The 21,003-nt window shown below is 62.9% G+C and carries 15 protein-coding genes; 4 read left to right on the forward strand and 11 right to left on the reverse strand.

Going from position 1 to position 21,003, the window contains the following annotated elements; all coding sequences use genetic code 11:
* Window positions 1-102 precede the first annotated feature (102 nt).
* From L1P09_RS24070 to L1P09_RS24100, 7 genes are all read right to left on the reverse strand, one after another.
* A complete protein-coding gene (locus tag L1P09_RS24070) occupies window positions 103-996 on the reverse strand; it encodes an ABC transporter permease subunit (RefSeq protein ID WP_054905162.1) in 894 nt (297 codons plus the stop codon).
* On the reverse strand, window positions 993-1,913 hold the full coding sequence (locus tag L1P09_RS24075; RefSeq protein ID WP_009681714.1) for an ABC transporter permease subunit: 921 nt from the start codon (window positions 1,911-1,913) through the stop codon (window positions 993-995). The genes L1P09_RS24070 and L1P09_RS24075 overlap by 4 nt, the downstream gene beginning before the upstream one ends.
* Window positions 1,910-3,052 (reverse strand): polyamine ABC transporter ATP-binding protein, encoded by a 1,143-nt coding sequence (potA, locus tag L1P09_RS24080; RefSeq protein ID WP_009681715.1) that lies wholly within the window; start codon window positions 3,050-3,052, stop codon window positions 1,910-1,912. Before potA ends, L1P09_RS24075 begins: the two co-directional genes overlap by 4 nt.
* Window positions 3,053-3,123: 71 nt before the next feature.
* Window positions 3,124-4,218 (reverse strand): polyamine ABC transporter substrate-binding protein, encoded by a 1,095-nt coding sequence (locus L1P09_RS24085; protein ID WP_009681716.1) that lies wholly within the window; start codon window positions 4,216-4,218, stop codon window positions 3,124-3,126.
* Window positions 4,219-4,377: 159 nt separating this feature from the next.
* Window positions 4,378-5,475: a polyamine ABC transporter substrate-binding protein gene (locus L1P09_RS24090; protein ID WP_009681717.1), complete on the reverse strand. Its 1,098-nt coding sequence runs from the start codon at window positions 5,473-5,475 to the stop codon at window positions 4,378-4,380.
* Window positions 5,476-5,644: 169 nt separating this feature from the next.
* The gene (locus tag L1P09_RS24095; protein ID WP_144189495.1) at window positions 5,645-7,006 is read right to left on the reverse strand and encodes an aspartate aminotransferase family protein; all 1,362 of its coding nucleotides are present in this window, start codon (window positions 7,004-7,006) and stop codon (window positions 5,645-5,647) included.
* A 48-nt stretch (window positions 7,007-7,054) separates the two neighbouring features.
* Window positions 7,055-8,413 (reverse strand): glutamine synthetase family protein, encoded by a 1,359-nt coding sequence (locus L1P09_RS24100; protein ID WP_009681719.1) that lies wholly within the window; start codon window positions 8,411-8,413, stop codon window positions 7,055-7,057.
* 574 nt (window positions 8,414-8,987) lie between these two features.
* Between L1P09_RS24100 and L1P09_RS24105 the strand changes: the two genes are divergently transcribed.
* Window positions 8,988-10,364 carry a glutamine synthetase family protein gene (locus L1P09_RS24105; protein WP_009681720.1) on the forward strand — a complete coding sequence of 459 codons (1,377 nt, stop codon included), beginning with the start codon at window positions 8,988-8,990 and terminating at the stop codon, window positions 10,362-10,364.
* Between the two features lie 301 nt (window positions 10,365-10,665).
* Here the strand turns inward: L1P09_RS24105 and argA are convergent, their stop codons facing one another.
* Entirely contained in the window at window positions 10,666-11,964 is a 1,299-nt protein-coding gene (gene argA, locus L1P09_RS24110; protein ID WP_029888017.1) for an amino-acid N-acetyltransferase, read from the reverse strand.
* Between the two features lie 124 nt (window positions 11,965-12,088).
* Window positions 12,089-13,231 (reverse strand): acetylornithine deacetylase, encoded by a 1,143-nt coding sequence (argE, locus tag L1P09_RS24115; protein ID WP_029888016.1) that lies wholly within the window; start codon window positions 13,229-13,231, stop codon window positions 12,089-12,091.
* 230 nt (window positions 13,232-13,461) lie between these two features.
* On the opposite strand from argE, the gene L1P09_RS24120 reads away from it, so the two are divergent.
* Complete coding sequence (locus tag L1P09_RS24120) at window positions 13,462-14,829, forward strand: CYTH domain-containing protein (protein WP_054905210.1); 1,368 nt, start codon at window positions 13,462-13,464, stop codon at window positions 14,827-14,829.
* 134 nt (window positions 14,830-14,963) lie between these two features.
* On the opposite strand, the gene L1P09_RS24125 is transcribed toward L1P09_RS24120, so the two are convergent.
* Window positions 14,964-15,437, reverse strand: a complete 474-nt coding sequence (locus L1P09_RS24125; protein WP_054905209.1) for an Lrp/AsnC family transcriptional regulator — start codon at window positions 15,435-15,437, stop codon at window positions 14,964-14,966.
* A 373-nt stretch (window positions 15,438-15,810) separates the two neighbouring features.
* On the opposite strand from L1P09_RS24125, the gene L1P09_RS24130 reads away from it, so the two are divergent.
* Both L1P09_RS24130 and L1P09_RS24135 read left to right on the forward strand, forming a co-directional pair.
* Window positions 15,811-17,484, forward strand: coding sequence for a GspE/PulE family protein (locus L1P09_RS24130; RefSeq protein WP_235768218.1), 1,674 nt, complete (start codon window positions 15,811-15,813; stop codon window positions 17,482-17,484).
* 86 nt (window positions 17,485-17,570) lie between these two features.
* A complete protein-coding gene (locus L1P09_RS24135) occupies window positions 17,571-17,885 on the forward strand; it encodes a DUF2388 domain-containing protein (protein WP_009684128.1) in 315 nt (104 codons plus the stop codon).
* A 46-nt stretch (window positions 17,886-17,931) separates the two neighbouring features.
* Here the strand turns inward: L1P09_RS24135 and gcvP are convergent, their stop codons facing one another.
* Window positions 17,932-20,805, reverse strand: a complete 2,874-nt coding sequence (gene gcvP, locus L1P09_RS24140) for an aminomethyl-transferring glycine dehydrogenase (protein ID WP_235768219.1) — start codon at window positions 20,803-20,805, stop codon at window positions 17,932-17,934.
* Between the last annotated feature and the right edge of the window lie 198 nt (window positions 20,806-21,003).

Genomic DNA, 21,003 nt, shown 5'->3' on the forward strand with positions numbered 1-21,003 from the left:
GTGCTGGGGCCTTCGCGGGCTCGCCCGCTCCCACAGGTACAGCGCAGGCCTTGAGACTTGCGCTGTACCTGTAGGAGCGGGCAAGCCCGCGAAAAGGCCGGATCAGGCCGAAGCCGCCACTTGCGTCGGGCGCTTGACCTGCGGCTGTGAAGCGTTCGCTGCTGCACCCTCTTCAATCGCCTGCTGAATCGCCCGGCGGCGGTTCTCTTCGGCACGGCGGCTGAAGAACCAGACAAAGAAGGTCACCAGCGACACCGACAGCAGAATCAGGCTGGCCACGGCGTTGATCTCGGGCTTCACACCCAGGCGCACCGCCGAGAACACTTCCATCGGCAAGGTGGTCGAGCCAGGCCCGGAAACGAAGCTGGCCAATACCAGGTCGTCCAGCGACAGCGCGAACGACATCATGCCGCCCGCCGCCAGCGATGGCGCGATCATCGGGATGGTGATCAGAAAGAACACCTTCCAAGGCTTGGCACCCAGGTCCATCGCCGCTTCCTCGATCGACAAGTCCAGCTCACGCAGGCGCGCCGACACCACCACCGCCACATACGCGGCGCAGAACGTGGTATGGGCGATCCAGATGGTGACGATGCCACGCTCCTGCGGCCAGCCGATCATTTGCGCCATGGCCACGAACAGCAGCAACAGCGACAGGCCGGTGATCACCTCGGGCATTACCAACGGTGCGGTGACCAGGCCGCCGAACAGCGTGCGGCCCTTGAAGCGGGTGACGCGGGTCAGCACGAACGCGGCCAGGGTACCCAGCGCCACCGCTGCCACCGCCGTGTAGCAGGCAATTTCCAGCGAGCGCATCACCGAACCCATCAGTTGGGTGTTGTCGAGCAGGCCGACATACCACTTCACCGACCAGCCGCCCCACACCGTCACCAGCTTGGAGGCGTTGAACGAGTAGATCACCAGGATCAGCATCGGCAGGTAGATGAACAGCAAGCCCAGCACCAGCATCAGCTTGGAGAAACTGAAGCGTTTCATGCGCGGCCCTCCATCTCTTTGGCCTGGCTACGGTTGAACAGCAGGATGGGCACGATCAGGATCGCCAGCATCACTACCGCCAGGGCAGAGGCCACCGGCCAGTCACGGTTGTTGAAGAACTCTTGCCACAGCACCTTGCCGATCATCAGGGTTTCCGGGCCGCCGAGCAGCTCGGGGATGACGAACTCGCCCACCACCGGGATGAACACCAGCATGCAGCCGGCGATGATGCCGTTCTTCGACAGCGGCACGGTGATCTTCCAGAAGCTGTTGAAGGTACTCGAACCCAGGTCCGAAGCGGCCTCCAGCAGCGACGGGTCGTGCTTTACCAGGTTGGCGAACAGCGGCAGGATCATGAACGGCAGGTACGAATAGACCACGCCGATGTACACCGCCAGGTTGGTGTTGAGGATCTGCAACGGCTGGTCGATCAGCCCCGTCCACATCAGGAAGCCATTGAGCAGCCCGTTGTTGCTGAGAATGCCCATCCAGGCGTAGACGCGGATCAGGATCGCCGTCCAGGTCGGCATCATGATCAGCAACAGCAGGACCGTCTGCGTTTCCTTCTTGGCGTTGGCAATGGCGTAGGCCATCGGGTAGCCGATCAGCAGGCACAGCAGGGTGCTGAAGAACGCCATCTTCAGCGAACCCAGGTAGGCGGAAATATACAGCTCATCCTCGGTGAGCAAGCCGTAGTTGGCCAGGTTCAGGACCAGCTGGATCTTGTCTTCGACGTAGGTGTAGATCTCGGTGTACGGCGGGATCGCCACGTCGGCTTCGGCGAAGCTGATCTTCAGCACGATGAAGAACGGCAGCATGAAGAACAGGAACAGCCAGATGAACGGCACGCCGATCACCAGGTGCCGCCCCTCCGGGGTTATGCGCTGGAAGGCTCGCTTGAGCTTGCGCAGTTTCATGACCGCAGTACCACGCCGCTGTCGTCTTCCCACCACACATACACTTCATCGCCCCAGGTCGGCCGCGCGCCTTGGCGCTCGGCGTTGGCGACGAACGACTGGACCACCTTGCCGCTGGGCAGCTCGACGTAGAACACCGAGTGGCCACCCAGGTAGGCGATATCGTGCACCTTGCCACGCGACCAGTTGTGCTCGAACTCCGGCTGCTTGGTGGTCACCAGCAGTTTCTCCGGGCGCAGGGCATAGGTGATGTGCTTGTCTTCCACCGAGGTGGTGATGCCGTGGCCAACGTAGATCTTGCGCTCCAGTTCCGGGCTGGCAATGATCGCGTAGCCCTCGGCGTCATCGACCACATCGCCTTCGAACAGGTTGACGTTGCCGATGAACTCGCACACCAGGCGGCTGGTAGGCGTTTCGTAGATATCGACCGGCGAACCGATCTGGGCAATCCAGCCCAGGTGCATGATGGCGATGCGCTGGGCCATGGTCATGGCCTCTTCCTGGTCGTGGGTCACCATCACGCAGGTCACCCCCACGCGCTCGATGATCTCGACCAGTTCCAGCTGCATCTGCGAGCGCAGTTTCTTGTCCAGCGCGCCCATTGGCTCGTCAAGCAGCAGCAGCTTCGGGCGCTTGGCCAGCGAGCGGGCCAGGGCCACGCGCTGGCGCTGGCCGCCAGACAGCTGGTGCGGCTTGCGCTTGGCGTACTGGGTCATGTGCACCAGCTTGAGCATCTCGGCCACGCGGGCGTCGATCTCGGCCTTGGGCATTTTGTCCTGCTGCAGGCCGAAGGCGATGTTCTGCGCCACGCTCATGTGCGGGAACAAGGCGTACGACTGGAACATCATGTTGATCGGCCGCTCGTACGGCGGCATGTCGGTGATGTCGACGCCATCGAGGTAGATCCGCCCTTCGGTCGGGCGTTCGAAGCCTGCCAGCATGCGCAGCAAGGTGGACTTGCCGGAACCGGAGCCACCGAGCAGGGCGAAGATCTCGCCCTTGCGGATTTCCAGGGACACATCGTCCACGGCTACGGTTTCGTCGAATTTCTTCGTGACCCGGTCGATCTTGACCAGCACCTGCTTGGGTTGCTGGCCACCCTCGAGGGCTTTTTTATAGGCACCGGAGGCAACTGCCATGAGTGAAACTCCCAACAAGATTTTTGTGCCCGCGCGGCCTGCCTGGCAGGCGCCGGCGCGGGTCTGGATTGTTACTTGCCCGACTTGACCTTGGTCCAGCTGCGGGTCATCAGCCGTTGCACCTTGGGTGGCAACTCTGAATTGACGAACATCTTGTCCAGCACTTCCTGCGGTGGGTAAACCGCGGCGTCAGTCCTCACGGCCTGGTCCATCAGGTCGCCAGCCTTGGGGTTCGGGTTGGCGTAACCGACGTAATCACTGACCTGGGCGATAACCTCAGGTTTCAGCAAATAGTTGATGAAGGCATGCGCCTCTTTGACGTTCTTGGCGTCCTTGGGAATCGCCAGTACATCGAACCAGAGGTTGCCGCCTTCCTTGGGAATGGCGTAAGCCAGGTTCACGCCCTTCTTCGCTTCTTCAGCGCGGGCCTTGGCCTGGAACACATCACCCGAGAAACCCGCCGCGACGCAGATGTCGCCATTGGCCAGGTCGGTGATGTACTTGGACGAATGGAAGTAGGTCACGTAAGGGCGCACGGCCAGCAGCTTCTGCTCGGCCTTGGCGTAATCCTTGGGGTTGGTACTGTTAGGGTTCAGGCCCATGTAGTTGAGCACCGCCGGGAGCATTTCGTCCGCCGAGTCGAGGAAGGCTACCCCGCACTTGGACAGCTTCTTCATGTTCTCGGGCTCGAACAGCACGGCCCACGAGTCGATGGTGTCCACGCCCAGGGCGGCTTTCACCTTGTCGACGTTGTAGCCGATGCCGTTGGTGCCCCACAGGTAGGGCACCGCGTACTGGTTGCCCGGGTCGTTCTTTTCCAGGCGCTTCATCAGCGCCGGGTCGAGGTTCGAATAGTTGGGCAGCAGGCTCTTGTCGAGCTTCTGGAACGCGCCCGCCTTGATCTGCTTGCCGAGGAAATGGTTGGACGGCACGACCACGTCGTAGCCGGTATTACCGGCCAGCAGCTTGCCTTCCAGGGTTTCGTTGGAGTCGAACACATCCTGCACGGGCTTGATGCCCGTGGCTTTCTCGAAGTCCGCGAGTGTGGTCGGGCCGATGTAGTCGGACCAGTTATAGAAGTGCACCGTTGGCGCCGCTTGGACGCTGCATGCCAGCGTCAGGCCCGCGCCGGCCAGCAAGGCCTTGCGGAATACAGAAATAGACAAGTGGGTGGTCCTCACAATCAGTGCCTGGGTAGCGACAATGCTGCCGCACACGCAAAACCGGCGCGCAACTTACCTTCGCAGCTTCGATGCCGCAATGAACAATTGCCTTCCAAAGCCTCTGGGCCGGCATTTACCGGCCCGGAGGTACTGCCACCGGGCTTATTTGCCCGATTTGATCTTGGTCCAGCTGCGGGTGATCACACGCTGTACCGAAGCATCAGGCGCGGCGATCGCGTACAGCTTTTTCTTCACGTCGGCAGGCGGGTAGATGCTCGGGTCGCTGGTGATGTCTTTGTCGACCAACGGGGTCGCGGCCTGGTTACCGTTCGGGAAGCGCACGGCGTTGGTGATTTCAGCCATGATTTCCGGCTGCATCAGGAAGTTCATGAACTGGTAGGCAGCGTCTTTATGCTCGGCATCCTTGGGGATGGCGACCATGTCGTAGAAGGTACCGGCGCCTTCTTTCGGAATCACGTAGTCCACTTTGACCTTGTCGCCGGCTTCATGGGCACGGGCCTTGGACTGCTCCAGGTCACCCGAGTAGCCAACGGCCACGCAGATGTTGCCGTTGGCCATGTCGCCAATGTACTTGGACGAGTGGAAGTAGGTGATCGAAGGGCGGATCTTGAGGAACAGGTCCTCGGCAGCCTTCAGGTCATCCTTCTTGGTGCTGTCGGTCGGCAGGCCCAGGTAGTGCAGCGCGGCCGGCAGCATCTCGGTCGGCGCGTCGAGGAAGCTCACGCCGCAGCTTTTGAGCTTGGCGATGTTCTCTGGCTTGAACACCACGTCCCACGAGTCGATTTTGTCCACACCCAGCGCGGCCTTGACCTTCTCCGGGTTGTAGCCGATGCCGATCGAGCCCCACATGTACGGGAAGGCGTGCTTGTTGCCCTTGTCACTGGCATCGCCCACGGCCTTGAGCAGGTCGGGGTCGAGGTTTTTCCAGTTCGGCAGCTTGGAGCGGTCCAGCTCTTCGTACACACCAGCCTTGATCTGCTTGGCCAGGAAGTTGTTGGACGGCACCACGATGTCGTAGCCCGACTTGCCGGCCAGCAGCTTGGCCTCGAGGGTTTCGTTGCTGTCGAAGACATCGTACTTGACCTTGATGCCTGTCTGTTTCTCGAACTTGGCGATGGTGTCCGGAGCGATGTAGTCCGACCAGTTGTAGACGTTCAACACCTTGTCTTCAGCCTGAACAGCGGAGGCCATGGCGCCCATCAGGGCGGCGGCCAGCAACGTCTTGCCCATTTTCTTCATGCGTAATGCTCCAGAATTTTTGTTTAGCCTTCCGTTCAGCTGCCAGAACCCACGGTGCAGAGCGTGCGGCGACTGAAACAGTCGCTAGTCTGGCAAGTTACCGGGCCCTGTATCAAGGAAAGCAGGGCCTGGTAACGACTTAATGTCACTTCGCTAGCCTAGCAAACGCTCACCGAATCGCTTCGAGTGTCAGGTCCAGGCATTTGCGCGCCTTTTCTACCAGCTCATCAATCTCTGCATGGCTGATCACCAGCGGCGGCGCGATGATCATGGTGTCACCCACAGCGCGCATGATCAGGCCGTTTTCGAAACAGAAGTTGCGGCAGATCATGCCCACACCCTTGCCTTCGTAACGGCTGCGGGTGGCCTTGTCCTTGACCAGCTCGATCGCGCCGAGCAGGCCCAGGCCGCGTACCTCGCCCACCAGCGGGTGGTCCTGCAGCTCACGCAAACGCTTTTGCAAATACGGTGCCGCTTCCGTGCGCGCCTTCTCGACGATGTGCTCGTCGCGCAGGATGCGCAGGTTTTCCAGGCCTACGGCGGCGGCCACCGGGTGGCCCGAATAGGTGAAACCGTGGTTGAACTCACCCCCTTCGCTGATGACCTTGGCCACGGTGTCCCGCACGATCACCCCGCCCATGGGGATGTACCCGGAGGTCAGGCCCTTGGCGATGGTCATCAGGTCGGGCTGCAGCCCGTAGTAGTCGGAACCGAACCACTCGCCGGTCCGGCCAAAACCGCAGATCACTTCGTCGGCGACGAACAGGATGTCGTAACGGGCCAGAATCTCCTTCACCTTCGGCCAGTAGGTCTCAGGCGGGATGATCACGCCGCCGGCCCCCTGGATGGGCTCGGCGATGAACGCAGCAACGTTGTCCTCGCCGACCTCCAGAATTTTCTGCTCCAGCTGTTCGGCAGCCCACACCCCGAATTCGTCCGCCGTCATGTCGCCGCCTTCGCCGAACCAGTACGGCTGCGGGATGTGCACGATGCCCGGAATCGGCAGGCCACCCTGCTCGTGCATGCCGCTCATGCCACCCAGGCTCGCGCCGGCGACGGTCGAACCGTGGTAACCGTTGACGCGGCTGATGATGGTCTGCTTCTGCGGCTTGCCCTGCAGCGCCCAGTAATGGCGGACCATACGCAGCACCGTGTCGTTGCCTTCGGAGCCGGAGCCGGTGAAGAACACATGGGTCATGCCTTGCGGCGCCACCTCGGTGATCGCCTTGGCCAGCTCCAGCGCCGGCGGGTGGGCGGTCTGGAAGAACAGGTTGTAGTACGGCAGTTCACGCATCTGCTTCTCTGCCGCCTGCACCAGCTCTTCGCGGCCATAGCCCACGGCCACGCACCACAGGCCGGCCATGCCATCGAGAATCTTGTGCCCCTCGCTGTCCCACAAATGCACACCCTGGGCCTTGGTGATGATGCGTGGCCCCTTCTCTTTCAGCTGCTTGTAGTCACTGAAAGGTGCCAGGTGATGCTCCCCGCTCAGGGCTTGCCATTCACGGGTTTGCGGGTTGTTGACGCTCATGGGCTTCTCCGTAGTTCGGCCGCCGCGCACCTGCGGCGCCAGGGTTGATCAGACAGCAAACAGCAGGAACTCACGCTCCCAGGAGCTGATTACACGTTTGAAGTTCTCGTGCTCGGCGCGCTTGGTGGCGACATAGCCGGTAATGAATTTCTTGCCCAGGTACTGCACCAGCGCACGGCTGTTCTCCATGCGCTCCAGGGCATCTTCGATGGTCAGCGGCAGGCGCAGGTTGCGCCGTTCGTAACCACGGCCCTGCACCGGCGCACTGGCTTCGATACCTTCGACCATGCCGATGTAGCCACACAGCAGGCTGGCGGCGATGGCCAGGTAGGGGTTGGCGTCAGCGCCCGGCAGGCGGTTCTCGACCCGGCGGCTCTGCGGGCCGGCATCCGGTACACGCAAACCGACGGTGCGGTTTTCTTCGCCCCACTCCACGTTGACCGGCGCCGATGTGTCGGGCAGGAAGCGGCGGAAGGAATTGACGTTGGGGGCGAACAGCGGCAGCGCCTCGGGGATGAACTTCTGCAAGCCGCCAATGTGGTGCAGGAACAGTTCGCTCATGCTGCCATCTGCATTGCTGAAGATGTTCTTGCCCGTGGCCACGTCGACCACGCTCTGGTGCAGGTGCATGGCACTGCCCGGCTCGCCGGTCATCGGCTTGGCCATGAAGGTGGCCGCCACGTTGTGCTTGAGCGCTGCTTCGCGCATGGTGCGCTTGAACACCAGGATCTGGTCAGCCAGGTGCAGGGCGTCGCCATGACGGAAGTTGATTTCCATCTGCGCCGTGCCGTCTTCGTGGATCAGCGTGTCGAGGTCCAGTTGCTGCAGCTCGCACCAGTCGTACACGTCTTCGAACAACGGGTCGAATTCGTTCGCCGCTTCGATCGAGAACGACTGTCGGCCGGTTTCCGGGCGACCGGAACGGCCTACCGGCGGCTGCAGCGGGAAGTCCGGGTCTTCACTGCGCTTGGTGAGGTAAAACTCCATTTCCGGCGCGACGATCGGCTGCCAGCCTTTGTCGGCGTAGAGCTTGAGCACTTTTTTCAGCACGTTGCGCGGCGACAGTTCGACCGGGTTGCCCTTCTTGTCGTAGGTGTCGTGGATCACCTGCGCGGTGGGCTCGATGGCCCACGGCACGAGGAACACGGCGTTTTCGTCAGGGCGGCAGATCATGTCGATGTCGGCCGGGTCGAGCAATTCGTAATAGATGTCGTCGTCGACGTAGTCGCCGGTCACGGTCTGCAGCAGCACGCTCTCGGGCAGGCGCATGCCCTTTTCGGCAATGAATTTGTTGGTAGGCGAAATCTTGCCGCGCGTGATGCCGGTCAGGTCACTGATCATGCATTCGACTTCGGTGATCTTGTGCTCTTTCAACCAATCGGTGAGCTGGTCGAGGTTGTTACTCATAAATACCTCAGGAGGTAAGGTGGTCCGCGACTTGATTCTGGATGGAGAAGATTGCTAAAGCAAAAACCCCCGCGCAGAGCCACAGTGGATACACTGAAATCAGCTGTGTCCGAAATGAGTTCAAAAGGCAGGAAGATGAAACGAAGGGCGGCAAGCCGCTGCGAGGGCAGGTCCGGGAACGCCAAACGTCAATTATTGCGGCCAGGGCGGCAGCAACAGCGACGCAGCTTGCATGAACGGCGGAGGTACCCGATGGCACTGCGCACGCAGTGCTTTCAGGTCGCGGCAAGCGGACCATGTGACCCTCGTATTATTGTGTTCTGGGTTGAGACCGAGCTTAGCCTTGTTCATTTTTTTACACAACACCCGCGTAAAAAATAAAACACGGCACGCTTGAGATAGCTCTTTACCGGGGAAATAGCGGATAATGCCATGCCCCGATTTGCAGCAAATCTGCCGTAGATGGGCCATTTCAGGGCATCATGGGGTTGGCTTGACATCAGTATGGCTTTTCGGTTGACTGGTCTTGCAAGCCCCCCTTGATTGATATTTTTAACAACAAAGGTGTTGCATCATGTCGGTACCCCCGCGTGCCGTTCAGCTTAACGAAGCGAACGCGTTCCTTAAGGAACATCCTGAGGTTCTCTACGTTGACCTTCTGATTGCAGATATGAATGGTGTGGTGCGCGGCAAGCGCATAGAGCGCACCAGCCTCCACAAGGTTTACGAGAAAGGCATCAACTTGCCGGCCTCCCTCTTCGCCCTCGACATCAACGGTTCCACCGTCGAAAGCACTGGCCTGGGCCTGGATATCGGCGATGCCGACCGCATCTGCTATCCGATCCCAGACACACTCTGTAACGAACCGTGGCAAAAGCGCCCCACTGCCCAGCTGCTGATGACCATGCACGAGCTGGAAGGCGAGCCGTTCTTCGCCGACCCGCGCGAAGTGCTACGCCAGGTGGTGAGCAAGTTCACCGACATGGGCCTGACCATCTGCGCCGCGTTCGAGCTGGAGTTCTACCTGATCGACCAGGAGAACGTGAACGGCCGCCCACAGCCACCGCGCTCGCCAATCTCGGGCAAACGCCCGCAGTCGACCCAGGTGTACCTGATCGACGACCTCGACGAATATGCCGACTGCCTGCAGGACATCCTCGAAGGCGCAAAGGAACAAGGCATCCCGGCCGACGCCATCGTCAAGGAAAGCGCCCCGGCGCAGTTCGAAGTCAACCTGCACCACGTGCCAGACCCGCTCAAGGCCTGCGACTACGCGGTACTGCTCAAGCGCTTGATCAAGAACATTGCGTACGACCATGAAATGGACACCACCTTCATGGCCAAGCCCTACCCGGGCCAGGCAGGCAACGGCCTGCATGTACACATTTCCGTGCTGGACAAAGATGGCAACAACATCTTCACCAGCGAGGATCCCGAGCAGAACGCCGCGCTACGTCACGCTGTCGGCGGTGTGCTCGAGACCCTGCCAGCGTCCATGGCGTTCCTCTGCCCGAACGTCAACTCCTACCGCCGCTTCGGTGCGCAGTTCTACGTACCGAACGCGCCAAGCTGGGGCCTGGACAACCGTACCGTGGCGTTGCGCGTACCGACCGGCTCGGCCGATGCTGTGCGCATCGAGCACCGCGTAGCCGGTGCCGACGCCAACCCGTACCTGATGATGGCTGCCGTGCTGGCGGGCGTGCACCATGGCCTGACCAACCAGATCGAGCCAGGCGCGCCGATCGAAGGCAACTCGTACGAGCAACTTGAGCAGAGCTTGCCGAACAACCTGCGCGATGCCTTGCGTGAGCTGGACGACAGCGAGATTCTGAACAAGTACATCGATCCGAAGTACATCGACATCTTCGTCGCGTGCAAGGAAAGCGAGCTGGAGGAGTTCGAACACTCGATCTCCGACCTCGAGTACAACTGGTACCTGCATACCGTGTAAACAAAACGCCGCCGCCAAGATGTTCTGTACACGCTGAGATTGCCGGGGCCGCTTTGCGGCCCTATCGCCGGCAAGCCAGCTCCCACAGGGATCGCCTTAGGGCTGACAGGTGTTTGCCACAAGGTATGGCAGCGCCTGTTAGAGCGAGCGCCGCGCGGGCGGCGCTCGATCTCACAGGCGCTGAAGATGCTCCGGCTACCCTTGCCAGGAACCATAGAATCTCCCACAGGTACTGCACAACCTTCAGGGCTGGCGCTTTCCCTGTGGGAGCCGGCTTGCCGGCGATAGGGCCGGTACAGGTTTACAAAGACTTCTCGAAAATCTTCGAATTACGCTGGTAGTTGTACAGCGATGCCCGCGCTGCCGGCAGCCGCTCCACGCCACTCGGCGCAAAGCCACGTTCGCGGAACCAGTGCGCCGTGCGCGTGGTAAGCACGAACAGGGTACTCAAGCCCATTTGCCGCGCACGGCTCTCGATACGCTCCAGCAATTCGTCGCCCCGCCCACCATGGCGGTACTCCGGGTTGACCGCGAGGCACGCCAGCTCGCCGGCCTCGGAATCGGCAATCGGGTACAGCGCCGCACAGGCGATGATCATGCCTTCGCGCTCGACCACACTGAATTGCTCGATCTCACGCTCCAGCACCTCGCGCGAGCGACGCACCAGGATGCCCTGCTCTTCCAGCGGGCTGATCAGGTCGAGCAAGCCACCGACGTCTTCGATGGTCGCCTCGCGCACCACCTCGAACTGCTCCTGCGATACCAGCGTGCCGCCCCCGCCGCGGGTGAACAGCTCGGTCAGCAGGGCGCCGTCTTCGGCATAACTGACGATGTGGCTACGCGCGACGCCGCCCTTGCAGGCTTCAGCCGCAGCATCCAGCAACTCGCCCTGGTAATCGCTGCCCAGGCGCTGCAGGTGCGGGGCCACCTGTTGTGGGCGCAGCTCGCGTATCAGCTTGCCGTCTGCGTCCAGCAAACCTGGCTCGGCGCCGAACAGCAGCAGCTTGTCGGCACCCAGGTCGATGGCCGCGCGGGTAGCGACGTCCTCGCAGGCCAGGTTGAAGATCTCCCCGGTGGGTGAGTAACCCAAGGGCGACAACAGCACGATGGAGCGCTCGTCGAGCAGGCGGCTGATGCCCTTGCGGTCGACCCGGCGCACTTCGCCGGTATGGTGGTAGTCCACCCCTTCGAGCACACCGATCGGCCGTGCGGTGACCAGGTTGCCGGACGCCACGCGCAGGCGAGAGCCCTGCATCGGCGAGGCCGCGATGTCCATCGACAGGCGCGCCTCGATGGCCAGGCGCAGGGCGCCGACGGCGTCGATCACGCAGTCCAGGGTGGCGGCATCGGTGATGCGCAGGCCGCGGTGGTAATGCGGCGTCAGGCCGCGCTCAGCCAGACGGCTTTCGATCTGCGGGCGCGAGCCGTGCACCAGTACCAGGCGCACGCCAAGGCTGTGCAGCAGGACCAGGTCGTGGACGATATTGCCGAAGTTGGGGTGCTCTACCCCATCGCCAGGCAGCATGACCACGAAGGTGCAGTCGCGATGGGCATTGATGTACGGGGAGGCATGACGCAGCCAGTTGACGTAATCGGGCATGACAGGGCCTGTGGATAAGTGGACGGAGAACGGCGATACACGGGGCGTTCAGGATCATCGTCGGAACAGGCTTGCGGTCACGCGCGGTCTCCTCTAGGCAGGAACGAATCAGTACGATTGACGTTTAGTGCAGGCAATAGTGCCGGATCAGGTCACGCAATAGACGCACGGTAGGCTCGATTCGTGACATTTCAAGGTATTCGCCAGGCTGGTGGGCGCAGGCGATGTCGCCGGGGCCCAACACGATGGTCTGGCAACCCAGCTGCTGAAGATAAGGTGCTTCGGTGCCGAACGCCACCGCTTCGGCGCGATGGCCGGTCAGGCGTTCGGCTACCTGCACCAGCTCGGCATCGGCCGCCTGCTCGAACGGCGGCACCTCCGGGAACAGCGGTGCGTAGTCGATACGGACCTCGTGGCGCTCGGCCAGCGGCTGCAGTTTCTCGCGGATGGCCGACCGCAACTGCTCGGCATCCATGCCCGGCAAAGGCCTAAGGTCGAACTCCAGTGCGCACTGGCCGCAGATACGGTTTGGGTTGTCGCCGCCGTGGATGCAGCCAAAGTTCATGGTCGGGGTGGGCACGCTGAACTGTGGGTTGCGGTAGGTTTGCTGCCATTGCTGGCGCAGGCCCATCAGCTCGCCCATGACCGCGTGCATGGCTTCCATGGCGCTGTGGCCCAGGCTTGGGTCCGAGGAATGGCCGCTGCGCCCCAGGATATCGATGCGCTCCATTAGGATGCCCTTGTGCATGCGGATCGGCCGCAGCCCGGTCGGTTCGCCGATCACCGCCGCTCGCCCCAACGGCTGGCCGGCCTCGGCCAGGGCGCGGGCACCAGACATGGAGCTTTCTTCGTCACAGGTGGCGAGGATCAGCAGGGGCTGCTTGAAATCGTGCTCCAGCAGCGGAATGACGGCTTCGATGATCAGGGCGAAGAACCCTTTCATGTCGCAGCTACCCAGGCCAACCCAGCGCCCGTCGGTTTCTGTCAGCTTCAGCGGGTCACTGCGCCACAGTTGTTCGTCGTAGGGCACGGTGTCGCTGTGCCCCGCCAGCACAAGGCCGCCCGGGCCGGTGCCGCGGCTGGCCAGCAGGTTGAACTTGCCGGGGCTGACCTGCTGAATGTCACACTGGAACCCCAGGTCGCCCAGCCAACCGGCCAGCAGCTCGATGACCTGGCGGTTGGACTGGTCCAGCGCTGGCTGGGTGCAACTGACCGAAGGCGCGGCGATCAAGGCGGCAAACTGGTCTTTCAGCGTCGGCAACGGCATGCGCGTACTCCTGGGAAGCGTTGCCCATCATAACAATGCCTATCGTTCCCAGGGCAAGCGTGTGGGCTTCTTCGCGGGCTTGCCCGCTCCCACAGGGATTTCAATGCCTTCAAGGGCTGCGCTTTGCCTGTGGGAGCGGGCGAGCCCGCGAAGAAACCACCGCGACCCGACAGAGCGCGGCCGACTGCTGTAAACTCCTTGCCAACCACGCCCCCTCCTTCGAGTCTGTGATGCACAAAGAAACCGAACTCAAGCTACGCGCCAGCCGCGAGACCCTTGCCGCCCTGCGCGAGCACCCTCTGCTGAAAAAGCGCAACAAGTCCGGCTGGCAGACCCGCGAACTGACCAACCAGTACTTCGACACCCCCGAGCGTGAGCTGTCCGCCGCGCGCGTGGCCCTGCGCCTGCGTCGCGATGGCGATGTGGTCATCCAGACCCTCAAGTGCCGCGGCCAGAGCGTAGCGGGCCTGTCGGAGCGCAATGAGTACGAGTGGAACCTGGACAAGCCCAAGCTGGACCTGAAAAAGCTCGATGCCACCTGCTGGCCCGAACAACTGGCCGGCCTGGACAAAAAGACCATCAAGCCACTGTTCACCACGGACTTCACCCGCGAGTTCGCCGAAATCGCCTGGGGCCGTGGCAAAAGCAAGGTGGTGATCGAGGCCGCGCTGGACCAAGGCTTCGTGGTCGCCGGCAAGCGCAAGGAAGCCATCTGCGAGCTGGAGCTTGAGCTGCGCGAAGGTGAGCCGCAGGCACTGCTGGAACTGGCCGCCGAGCTGGCCGCCAGCCTGCCGTTGATGCCGTGCGACATCAGCAAGGCCGAGCGCGGCTACCGCCTGCTGGAGCCAGACAGCTATGAGCTGGGCCTGCCAGATGCCGAGCTGGACGCAGAAATGGCCGTGGACGACGCCTACGCCGCCCTGGCCTGGCAACTGCTGGGCAGCAGCCAGCGCCTGGCCGAGCAGTACCGCCACAATGGCCACTGGCGCCTGTTGCAGGACTGGGTCGAGTGCCTGAGCGAACTGCGCGCGTTGACCGCCAGCCTGGGCCAGGCCGCACCGCGTGCCGCTACCCGTGAACTGCGCAGCAGCCTCGACGCCCTGCTGGAAGACTGGCGCCCGCTGGTGCAGGCCGGTAACGACGACGAAGACATCCGCCGCGCCGCGCCCGAGCAGTTTGCCGAAGAGCTGGAAGACGTGCGCTGGGGCCAGTTCTCGCTGGAAACCTCACGCTGGCTGCTGGCCCGCACCTGGACAGTGGAACGTAAGGGCCGTGGCGAACGCCAGGGCAAGGCGCAGCTGGCCAGCTGGATGGGCCATTTGCTGGGTGAAGAAGGCCGTGCACTGAAGCTGCCGCTGTACACCCAGCGCCCCGAAGACCTGGCTGAGCAGCTGCCGCGGATCGAACAACTGCTGGCCTGGCTGCACCACGCCCGCCAGGTGCTGGAAGCACCGCAGATGGACCGCCTGTATGGCGACCTGAAGAAGCTGCACGAGCTGGCCGAACTGCCGATCAGCGATGAAGTGCTGGAAGCACGCATCGACCAGGCTCGGGCAGTCGACCAGAGCCGTGGCTGGAAGCACCTGCTCAAGGCCTGATGCGGCCCTGTAGGAGCGGCCTTGCGTCGCGAAAGGGGTGCGAAGCGCCCCCGGGATCTGCGCTTCAAGCACATACTGCCGGGGCCGCTTTGCGGCCCTTTCGCGACGCAAGGCCGCTCCTACACGAAACCACGTCAGCGAGTCTTGAGCGGCAGGCTGGTCGTGGACTTGATCTCTGAAAGCGCCACAATCGAGTTCACTTCCTGAATCCCCGGCACGTTCGACAGCTTTTCGAAGAAGAACCGCTCATAGGCCTCGATATCCGAGGTAACGATGCGCAGCAAAAAATCCACCGCGCCCATCAGCACATAGCATTCCAGCACCTCCGGGAAGCCGCGAATGGCCTCGGTGAATTCGGTGAAGTTGGAGCGCCCGTGGGCATTGAGCTTCACCTCGGCGAATATCTGGGTGTTCAGGCCGATCTTCTTGCGGTCGAGCAAGGTCACCTGCCCACGAATCACCCCCTCGTCCTTCAAACGCTGGATACGCCGCCAGCACGGTGACTGTGACAGCCCCACACGCTCGGCAATCTGCGCGCTGGAAAGCGAAGCGTCCTCTTGCAGCAGTTCAAGAATGCGCCGATCGTAGGCGTCCAGCTCGCTATGCATTGCTGTTTCTCCATAGTGGGTGCTGACGAATTGCTCAATTCGACAGCCAAGCAAAATGGTCAAATCATAGCGAATAAAGGCTGCCTAATGCCTGTCAGTTAAGCGTTACTGGGGCTGCTTTGCAGCCCTTCGCGGGCACGCCCGCTCCCACACATTAGGCGCTGAACTCAAGAAATGCGCGATCCCCTGTGGGGCGTGCCCGCGAAGGGTCGCAAAGCGGCCCCAAATTACTTAACTGACTGGCATTGGCCTATAGCCTCGCGGAATGCCTCTACACCGTACGTGTAAAACCCCGAAACCCTTCCCCCGTGATGCCCGCGCCCCGCCCGGCTAGCCTGATCGGCACATTCCCGATCAGGCACGGACGCCCAGCATGCATAGCCCCCACACAATGACCCTCGACCTTGAACGCGTGCTCGCCGCCCTGGTCGCCGACCAGCACCTGCACGCCAACGACGCCGAGCACGTGCTCGACAACGCCGCCGCCCACCCCGCTTGCCATCCGCTCGAACAGATCGCCGCCTGCAGCCTGGAACACCGCCAACAGCCTGGCCAGCAGCTGGACCTTGAGCACCTTTGCCAATGGCTGGCCCGCAAGGTCGGCCAGCCTTACCTGCGCATCGACCCCATGCAGCTCGACCTGCCCCAGGTCAGCGGCCTGATCGCACCGGCCTTCGCCCAGCGCCACGGCATCCTCATCGTCGCAGCCGACGCCCTCGGCGTTACCGTCGCCAGTGCCGAGCCCTACCAGAACGACTGGCAGGCCGACCTGGCCCGCAGCCTGGGCCGGCCGATTCGCCGGGTGCTGGCCAGCCCGTTGCAGATCCGCCAGGCAGGGCAGTCGTTCGAGCACCTCGCCCAGTCGGTAAAAGGCGCGCAATACCAGCAGGCCGCCGGCCTGGGCGAACTCGAGCAACTGCTGGAACTGGGCAAGCGCCAGGCCGAAGCCAGCGCCGACGACGCGCACATCGTGCACATCGTCGACTGGTTGCTGCAGTACGCTATCGAACAACGTGCCAGCGACATTCACCTGGAACCCCGCCGCGATCAGGGCCAGTTGCGCTACCGCATCGACGGCCTGCTGCATAACGTGTACGCCTTTCCTGCCGGCGTAACCTTGGCACTGGTCAGCCGCCTCAAGCACCTGGGGCGCATGGATGTGGCGCAAAAGCGCCGGCCGCAGGACGGCCGCCTGCACAGCCGCCTGCCCGGCGGCGGTGAGGTCGAGCTACGGCTGTCGACCCTGCCAACCGCCTACGGCGAAAAGCTGGTGCTGCGCCTGTTCGACCCGCAGCAACTGCACGAGGGCTTCGACCGCCTCGGCCTGCAAGGCCAGCAACTGGCCCAGTGGCAGCGCCTGCTGGGCAAGCGCCAGGGCATCATCCTGGTGACGGGCCCCACCGGCTCCGGCAAGACCAGCACGCTGTATACCAGCCTCAAGCTATTGGCCACGCCACAGGTCAACCTGTGCACCATCGAAGACCCCATCGAGCGCCTGGAGCCGGCGTTCAACCAGTTGCAGGTGCAGCCCGCCCTGGACCTTGGTTTTGCCGCCGGGGTACGCGCCCTGCTGCGTCAGGACCCGGACATCATCATGATCGGCGAAATTCGCGACCGCGAAACGGCCCTGGTGGCTGTACAGGCCGCACTGACCGGGCATTTGGTGCTGTCTACCCTGCACACCAACGATGCCTGCGCGGCCATCACCCGCCTGCAGGAACTGGGCGTGGCCGACTACCTGATCAAGGCGACGCTGGTCGGCGTCATGGCCCAGCGCCTGGTACGCACCCTGTGCCCGGACTGCCAAGCGAATACCTGCGCCCACTGCCGTACCTGCCGAGGCACCGGCTTTCATGGCCGCACCGGTTTATTTGAACTGCTCGAGCCCAGCGACCAGCTGCGCGCGCTGATCGGCCGGGATGCCGACCTGACCATTCTGCGGCAACAGGCCCGGGCCGATGGCCTGGTGGACCTTCGCCGTTGTGGCGAGGCCAAGGTGACCACTGGGCAGACCTGCATGCATGAGGTGCTGCGCGTCTGCGGCTGACGAAAAGCCCCGGCATTCAGGAACTTGCCCCATTGGAAAAGATCCAACGGCGCATCTTCAACCCCCACCCTTCGAGGTGTTTCAACATGCGTCTCAAAACTGCCGTTGCCGCCGCTGCCCTGCTCTCGCTGCCTATGGGCTCGGCCATGGCTGATACCTTTTGGCGTAACGTGATTTCTTCCGGGGCAACGACTGGTTCGACCTACCTGACGTCGCGGGACCACAAGCTTGTCCTCGCCGCGCAGGACGACGCCAGCAGCTTCGTTGCCAGCGAAGGTGCGATTCGTGGGCCGTTCCTGGAAGCCGCCATGCACCAGGCGCGGGCCGAGAACCCGGGGCTGCAGGCCTCGGACATGGAGCTGGCCAATGCCATCCTGGCCAAGAATGCGGTAGCCGAGTAAAACCCCGGGGCGCGCGCTGCGCGCCCAATCGGTCACCCCTGCGCTATCAGCGATAAGCCTCCACCGGCACACAGGCACAGAACAGGTTGCGGTCCCCATACACGTTGTCGACCCGGTTAACCGCCGGCCAGTACTTGTGTTGGCGCACATGCGCAACCGGCGCCACCGCCTGCTCCAGGCTGTAGGGCCTGTCCCATATACCCAGGACATCGGCCAAGGTATGCGGCGCATGCCTGAGCGGGCTGTTCTCTGCCGGCCACTTGCCATCCTGAACGTCCGCGATCTCCGCGCGAATTGCCAGCATCGCTTCGATAAAGCGGTCCAGCTCGGCCTTGGACTCACTTTCGGTCGGTTCCACCATCAGCGTACCCGGCACCGGGAACGACATGGTCGGTGCATGGAAGCCGTAGTCCATCAGGCGCTTCGCCACGTCCTCCTCGCTGATGCCCGTCAGCGCCTTCAACGGCCGCAGATCGAGTATGCACTCATGCGCCACGCGCTGGTTACGCCCGCGGTAGAGCACCGGGAAGGCTCCAGCCAGCTGGCTGGCCAGGTAGTTGGCAGAGAGGATCGCCACCTCGCTGGCGTCCGCCAGTTGCGGGCCCATCATGGCAATGTACATCCAGCTGATCGGCAGAATGCTGGCGCTGCCCCAGGGCGCAGCGCTGACCGCACTGTTGTTCGGATCCAGGCCGGGGACCGGTACCACCGGGTGGCTGGCGACGAAGGGTTGCAGATGAGCGCGAACACCGATCGGCCCCATGCCCGGACCACCGCCGCCGTGGGGGATGCAGAAGGTCTTGTGCAGGTTCATGTGCGACACATCGGCACCGATGTCGGCAGGGCGCGCCAACCCCACCTGGGCATTGAGGTTGGCGCCGTCCATGTACACCTGGCCGCCGTGCTGGTGCACCACGTCACAGATTTCGCGAATGCCCTCTTCGTACACACCGTGGGTTGAGGGGTAGGTGATCATCAGGCACGACAGGCGCTCACCGGCTGCACCGGCCTTGGCCTTGAGGTCTGCCAGGTCGACGTTGCCGCCCTGATCGCAATCGACTATCACCACCTCCATGCCAGCCATCTGTGCCGACGCTGGGTTGGTGCCGTGGGCCGACGACGGGATCAGGCACAAGGTACGCTGCGGTTGCTGGCAGCTGCGGTGGTAGCGGGTAATCGCCATCAGGCCAGCGTACTCACCCTGGGCCCCGGAGTTGGGCTGCATGCAGATGGCATCGAAGCCGGTAATGGTGCACAGCCAGCTTTCCAGCTCGTCGATCATCGCCTTGTACCCGACGGCCTGCCCCGCCGGGGCGAACGGGTGCAGCTGAGCGAAAGCAGGCCAGGTGATCGGGATCATCTCGCTGGTAGCATTGAGCTTCATGGTGCAGGAGCCCAGCGGAATCATCGACTGGTTCAGCGCCAGGTCCTTGTTCTCCAGCTGCTTGAGGTAGCGCAGCATCTCGGTTTCGCTGTGGTGCAGGTTGAACACCGGGTGGGCAAGGAACGGCGAATGCCGCACCAGGCTGGGCGGAATGCCTTCGGCCAGGGCCGACTGGTCAAGCGCGGCGATGTCCAGCCCGTGGTCAACCCCCACGAAAATGTCCAACAGGCGCAGCACTGTCTGCTCGTTGCAGGTTTCATCCAGGCTCACGCCCAGGTGGCCGCGGCCCAGTATGCGCAGGTTGACCTGTGCGGCTTCAGCGCTCTCGATGATGGCTGCCTGTGCGCCACCCACGTCGAGGGTAAGGGTGTCGAAGAAGTGCTGGTTGAGGCGCTTGATGCCTTTGGCCGCAAGGCCGGCCGCCAGAATGACCGTCAGCCGGTGCACGCGCTGGGCAATGCGCTGAAGGCCTTGCGGGCCGTGGTAGACCGCGTAGAAGCCGGCGATGTTGGCCAGCAGCACCTGCGCCGTGCAGATGTTGGAGTTGGCTTTTTCACGGCGGATATGCTGCTCGCGGGTTTGCAGGGCCATGCGCAGCGCGGTGTTGCCACGGGCATCACGCGACACGCCGATGATGCGCCCGGGCATGGCCCGCTTGTAATCGTCGCGGCAGGCGAAATACGCCGCATGTGGCCCGCCGTAACCCATCGGTACACCAAAGCGCTGGCTGGAACCCAACACCACATCGGCGCCCAGCTCGCCGGGCGGCGTGAGCAGTACCAGGCTGAGCAGGTCGGCAGCCACGCAGGCCAGGGCGTGCTGGCCATGCAAGTGCTCGATCAGCGGGCGCAGGTCGCGCACCTCGCCGTGGGTATCGGGGTACTGCAGCAAGGCGCCGAATACCGCATGCGTGTTCAGGTTATCCACAGAGTCGATGATCAGTTCGAAGCCGAAGCCTTCGGCGCGGGTCTTGAGCACTGACAGGGTTTGCGGGTGGCAGTGCTCATCGGCGAAGAATGCATTGCTCTTGCTGCGCGCCACGCGCTTGGCCAGGGCCATGGCCTCGGCGGCGGCAGTCGCCTCGTCCAGCAGCGAGGCGTTGGCCAGGGCCAGCCCGGTCAGGTCGATGACCATCTGCTGGTAGTTCAGCAGCGCCTCCAGCCGGCCCTGGGCTATTTCAGGCTGGTAAGGCGTGTAGGCGGTGTACCAGCCGGGGTTTTCCAGCACGTTGCGCAGGATGACCGTGGGGGTGATGGTGCCGTGGTAGCCCATGCCGATCAGGCTGGTCCATACCTGGTTTTGCGCAGCATAACCCGCGAGTTTGGCCAAGGCCGCCTGCTCGTCGAGTGCCGGTGGCAGGTCGAGGGGGCGCTTCAGGCGGATGCCTGGCGGAACGGTTTGCTCGATCAGCTCGGCGCGGCTCGCCACGCCCAGTGCATTGAGCATGGCCTGCTGCTCGGCGGCATCCGGGCCCAGGTGGCGACGCAGGAACGGGTTGAGCTCTTGCAGTTGATGCAGGGACGGCGACTGGGACATGACCACGCTCTCTTCCTGGAACAGCTCTCATGGAGACTACAAGTCTAGGAAGGGATTGCCGGTTGTGCGGGGAAACTTGTTTGGTCAGTACCGGCCCTATCGCCGGCAAGCCGGCTCCCACAGGGATCGCATCAGGGCTGACAGATGTTTGTCAGAAGACATGCAGCGCCTGTGAGAGCTAGCGCCGCCCGCGCGGCG

It is taken from the genome of Pseudomonas juntendi (genome assembly GCF_021560075.1).
Taxonomy (GTDB): Bacteria; Pseudomonadota; Gammaproteobacteria; order Pseudomonadales; family Pseudomonadaceae; genus Aquipseudomonas; species Aquipseudomonas juntendi.